Here is a 5,074-nt window from a genome sequence, read left to right as displayed (position 1 = left end):
CATTTGATGATGGATGGTGTGACAGAACAAACGCTTGATGCCGAGCAGCGTGTTGTCTATGACGAATTTTTAATTCCGACGACGGACACTTTGATTCATCGGTTCAAAGCCCGCTTCCCGAACCATCTCTGCGAGAACGGGTATGATGTGTATGGCGCTGCCGCTTTTGACGAACAGGTCGTCGAACTGATCTCGAATTGGTTCATCGAGCTGGTCACCGTCTTAACAGCGATGCAGCGGACGAAAGGCATTCAGCATGTCCAGATTGAAGGCGGTGTCGCAAAACGGACCGACTTCTTACCGACCGTGCGTCGGACATGCCGGGCACTGGAGTCAACGATTGATATTTATTGAAGTACCAGTCACGTGTTCAGAGGGGGCGTCCATCAGGGCGTCCTCTCTTTTTTGTTCATATCGAACCGTTTTACTAGAAAGCGTTTTCGAGTGAACAAAACGTCTCTTCTTTCATAAATTAAATAGCAAAAACGAAATCGAAATACTCGCAGAGTCGGACATGATTGTCCGGCTCTTTTTCATTTTCTGGATGATAGCAGGAAAAAACAGGTTGACGCTAGACTGTATGGCATGTACCATACAGTTAACAGATGTACTATTGTCTTAATACAATGGTCGTAATCAAGGAGGGAAGTCTAGTGCTTGAAGTGAAAGGGCTACAAAAGCGATACGGACGAAAAAAGCACGTCTTACGTGACGTGACGTTCTCTGTCGGTCTAAACGAAGTGACATGTCTGATCGGCTTGAACGGGGAAGGGAAGTCAACGATCCTAAAAGCAATTCTCGGTTTGATTCCGGTGGATGCCGGGACGGTGACGGTCGACGGTAAAACGTCGCGTGATAAAATCGCATTCGTGCCTGATCTTCAGACGATGCCGAGCTATATGACGATTGGACAAGCGATCACGTATATGACGGATCATTATCCGGATTGGAATCAAGAGACAGCGGAACGGTTACTAGAGACGTTCCAGCTGTTTACGACGGATAAAATGGCGAACTTATCAAAAGGGAACAAGGCGAAGTTCAATCTCGTCTTAGGATTCGCGCTTGATCGACCGTACATATTACTCGACGAACCGCTCGCGGGAATCGATCTCTTCATGAAGGAACAGATTGCCTGGATTTTCTCAAGTGAGTTCATGGAAGGACGAAGCATCCTGATGACGACACACGAAATCGCTGAGGTCGAGCAGGTGATTGACCGAGTATTATTCTTACGGGACGGAAAGATCGTTGAAGTCAAAGAGACGGATGAGCTGCGCGGCCGTCATCATCAATCGGTCCAGGACCGGATGCGGGAGGTTTATCAAGGATGAAACGTTGGTTGTTATTAACGAATGAAGAACTGAAACGAAGTACGAAATTACTGGTTTTGTTGATTTCAGGATTGATTGTCGCAGAAATTGCGTCACTGCTCTATCAGATTTACGATTATCAGCACTCGGTTGAGGCAACGATGCGGATCGAACAGATATCAGAACTCGACGCCATCGAGCAGGGTGGTGGTCCGCTGTTATTTGCGCAAGCAACGAATTTTTACGATTCGATCATTGTATTAGCGATGGGGATGATTGTCCTGTTCGCGTTCTGGATTTGGTACCGCGACTGGATGGGCGAGACGAAGTACATCTACCGGCTACTATTGCTTCCTGGATCACGCCGGGCGATTGTTGCATCGAAGATGACGACACTCTTACTTGTCGTCGCTAGTCTGATCGGCATCCAGTGGGTCTTGTTGTTGCTTAGTCGCACTCTCTACTTATGGTTATTACCAGATGCTCAACAAGTCACAGCTAGCATCAACGAATACTCCTTCTACATGAAGTTGTTCTACACAATGTATCCGAGTGATATTTTATTCATCTTACTGATGACATTCATCGTCATCTCGTTCGTTTTCATGACAGTTTTACTTGAGCGATCGTTCCGAAAGAGCAAAGCGTTCTTCCTCGTCGGATTAACCGGGATTGCGCTGATTGCCGGGTGGATCGTGATAGGTGTGACGTTGTCAGCTATTTCGAACGATTTGAGTCAACTGCACATGCAATTTTATCTCGGGTACGTCGTGCTCTTGACGTTATATGTGTCGTACAAAAATCTGCGGTTAGTCCAGACGCGCCTATCCGTCTAAAGGAGAACTCTCATGAAACGATATCGTCAACTTTTGATCTATGGATTGATCATTCTCATGACAATTGGAAGCTACATCGGTTATACACTATCGATCCAAGGGGCGGACTTGTCGCTTGAGACCGTCAGTGGAAAGACTTCGCAAATCGAAAATTTTAATTTACGTCTTCAGACGAAAGGGATGCGCTCGACGATTTATGATGTCAACGCAAAGGGTGACATCGAAAAACAGTCAAACTCTTACGTCGGACAACTATTCCGTGAAGATAAAATGACGGATTTACCAGACAAATATTATGCATTCACGATGCAAATGGAAACAAATGTAAGTGGAGGTGAACAATCGGAGTATGCGATTCAGATTAAACACAATAAATTACGATTTAAGATGTTTACGTTCAAGACGGAGGAGATGTTTGAGAAAACATTTCAGTATGATACAAAACTTGAGACAGGGATTGACGTACAAGCCAGTGTCATCGATAAGCAGGCGATGAAAGTTTACATCCAACTTGATCGGATCGATCAGCCCACGAAAACGAAACTTCTTGTGCTCGATTTAACAGGCGACCGAGTCGAAGAAATCGTTCTTCAAAAACCAGTAGCGCCTAAAAACGCGCGTCAATTTTTAGCAATTCATCAAAATGAGATCGTCTACACGGAACAACCATTTGATGGCGACGAAGAGAACACGAAACATTCTTATTTCCTTGATGATGGGAAAAGCGTTCGGTCCATCGAGGAGTTAGATCAGCAACAAATCGGTTATACGCCTTATGCAAATGGTCGTTACCTGATTGGACTCCGTCTGCCAGAAGGAGAGACGAAACGCATCGAATGGTCGACGTTCGACTTGGAAACAAAACGATTATCCGAGCATAGTGTAAGTAGTCCGCTTGTTTTGAAAAAGATTGATTGGTTGGATTCTACGGACGAGATGCAGCTTTATCTCTCATCCGAGACGAACGCTGGCTTCCAAGTGTCAGTGATTGATTTGAAGCATGAGCAATTGATATATCAGGGAGAAATCAAGGATGCGAATCGCAAAAAAGGAACGAATATCTACGATTTTTCAGTTCAATGATCAACGAATACAAAAACGCTTCACACCGGAAAAGTTGTCCGGTGCGAAGCGTTATTTTTTCGTTTTGACTAGGAATCGATACGTGTTAAGGCGAAAGCATTAAGACGTGAAATTTTTCTCTGCCGCTTTACAGGCGCGCAACAAGGCATCCTTGAAGAAGCGATCTTCCTGCGAAGCAAGTTGTTGTGTCGCTTCTTCGTCACCACGCAGGGAGCGGGCGAGCATCTGGATGACCTTGACCCAGCGCCGGACGTGATCGAGTTGCGGGCGACCCATCGCGACGTAAACCGTGAACCAATCGTTCTGATCGCGACGGATCATCCGTTGGAACAGTGATTTTGCAAGATCGACTTCTTCGGTCGTCGGGAGCTCGTTCGTCTCGAAATAGCGACGTAACGCGGCGACGGCAGTCGCATACGCTGCCTTGACGTCTTCTGACGGCTGATGTTTGCCGTAGTCGGATGTCGATAAATGAAGTAAGGCAGGTTTCTTCTCGACACCCGTGATCCAGGCGGAAATCGTCTTGTTGCCTTTATAGGCTTGACGGTTCGCGACCGGGAGTTTCGCCGTGACGTTACCGACTTTTCCGATTAAGGTCACTTTGTTGTTGCGATCCTGGATTTCGCTCACTTTCATCTCGACCGTATCCCCCATTTCATGAGGAATGGCTTTCGGCTGGAGCTTTTCTCCTGCCGAGAGCGGTGAACGCTTGCGGATCATCCGCAGTGCTTCTTGTTCAATCCGGTCGTCAAGCGACCACAGATGTTCCGGTGGGACGTTGCGGAACCGGCGACGTCGGACCTTAATGTACTGGTCAAGCGCGTCAGCAGCTTGCTCCCGCGTCGATTCACCACGTGCGACGGGGCCGATGATGTCTCGGAGCGTAATGGATTCGAGACGTTCCATGATGCCTTCGAACGGGATGAGTTCCATTACGTAGAGACTACAGACGACGAGTTCGCATTCGCGAGGAGTGAGTGGGCGTTTGGCCATAAATTGACTTCCTTTCAGCTGGTTGATGTTTCTAGTATACCAAAAAAAAGCCATCGTCACGTAATCCCGTGACGATGGACTGAAAAAGCTTACAAGACGAATGCCGATTCCGAACTGTTTTGCAATTCAGCGGACGCGAGACGTGTGACACCGTTCATGAACGGGTCATGGGCGACGAACAAGTCACCGATTGCTTTAATCTCAGCCACGGTCGCATTCTCCTTCGCACCAGCGATCCGTAAGCGATACGGTTTTTTCGTCACCGTATCGAACGTCAGGACGATCGTATGTTCCATCAATGGTCACTCCTTTCATGAAATGTAGAGGATGGGTTATGCCTTCAGTAAAGCGTAGTCACGGCTGATTTCCGTCAGCGCGTAGCGTCCGTCGAGTAAGCTGCCGATCGATTGCCCGATCGAAGCGACGACGTCTGCTGGAAGATTCGAACGTAAGCCGTTGTAGCGGCGGCGAGCGACGACGGCATTACCGTTTGCTGTCACCTTGTCCTTACGCTCGAAGACGATGACGAGACTTGTCTTGATCTCTTCTGCTTGTGTCATGTGTATCACCTCCTTCGCCCTTATTGACAGGGGAAGAGACCGGATTGTTCGAAAGGAATGAAAAAAACATGGTCTGGTTACGTTTTTTACGAAAAGTCTCGTTTCTACGGATGCGGACGCTCGGATATGCATCGTTGATCTTCGTCTTCGGTGTCGCGGGTATCATGTATGCGCTTGAGCCGGAGACGTTCGGGTCCTACTTCCGCGCTGTCTACTGGACGATGACGACCGTCGTCACGGTCGGATACGGTGACTTCTTCCCGAACTCGGATACCGGTCGTATTCTGAC

Annotated in this window: 8 protein-coding genes; 5 read left to right on the top strand and 3 right to left on the bottom strand. The window is 47.8% G+C overall.

The window, feature by feature from the left end; translation table 11 throughout:
• The 4 genes from F8N00_RS16195 to F8N00_RS16180 all read left to right on the top strand — a co-directional run.
• Positions 1–354 (top strand): hypothetical protein (locus F8N00_RS16195; RefSeq protein ID WP_421018582.1); only part of this gene is annotated, 354 nt, incomplete at its 5' end.
• 299 nt (positions 355–653) lie between these two features.
• Positions 654–1,334: an ATP-binding cassette domain-containing protein gene (locus F8N00_RS16190; RefSeq protein ID WP_421018581.1), complete on the top strand. Its 681-nt coding sequence runs from the start codon at positions 654–656 to the stop codon at positions 1,332–1,334.
• Positions 1,331–2,149 (top strand): hypothetical protein, encoded by an 819-nt coding sequence (locus tag F8N00_RS16185; protein WP_023467915.1) that lies wholly within the window; start codon positions 1,331–1,333, stop codon positions 2,147–2,149. Before F8N00_RS16190 ends, F8N00_RS16185 begins: the two co-directional genes overlap by 4 nt.
• Before the next feature lie 12 nt (positions 2,150–2,161).
• Positions 2,162–3,232 carry a hypothetical protein gene (locus tag F8N00_RS16180; protein ID WP_421018580.1) on the top strand — a complete coding sequence of 357 codons (1,071 nt, stop codon included), beginning with the start codon at positions 2,162–2,164 and terminating at the stop codon, positions 3,230–3,232.
• A 99-nt stretch (positions 3,233–3,331) separates the two neighbouring features.
• Here the strand turns inward: F8N00_RS16180 and F8N00_RS16175 are convergent, their stop codons facing one another.
• The 3 genes from F8N00_RS16175 to F8N00_RS16165 all read right to left on the bottom strand — a co-directional run bounded on the left by F8N00_RS16175 (position 3,332) and on the right by F8N00_RS16165 (position 4,785).
• Complete coding sequence (locus F8N00_RS16175; RefSeq protein WP_421018579.1) at positions 3,332–4,225, bottom strand: hypothetical protein; 894 nt, start codon at positions 4,223–4,225, stop codon at positions 3,332–3,334.
• 89 nt (positions 4,226–4,314) lie between these two features.
• The gene (locus F8N00_RS16170) at positions 4,315–4,521 is read right to left on the bottom strand and encodes a DUF2922 family protein (RefSeq protein ID WP_029341392.1); all 207 of its coding nucleotides are present in this window, start codon (positions 4,519–4,521) and stop codon (positions 4,315–4,317) included.
• A 36-nt stretch (positions 4,522–4,557) separates the two neighbouring features.
• Positions 4,558–4,785 (bottom strand): DUF1659 domain-containing protein, encoded by a 228-nt coding sequence (locus tag F8N00_RS16165; protein WP_421018578.1) that lies wholly within the window; start codon positions 4,783–4,785, stop codon positions 4,558–4,560.
• A 68-nt stretch (positions 4,786–4,853) separates the two neighbouring features.
• Here F8N00_RS16165 and F8N00_RS16160 point away from each other — a divergent pair.
• A partial coding sequence (locus tag F8N00_RS16160; protein WP_421018577.1) for a potassium channel family protein occupies positions 4,854–5,074 on the top strand: 221 nt, incomplete at its 3' end.

This window comes from Exiguobacterium sp. A1_3_1 (genome assembly GCF_048985645.1).
Lineage (GTDB): Bacteria > Bacillota > Bacilli > Exiguobacteriales > Exiguobacteriaceae > Exiguobacterium_A > Exiguobacterium_A indicum.
The sequence above is the reverse complement of the archived record's forward strand: the minus strand, read 5'-3'. Positions and strand labels throughout refer to the sequence as shown.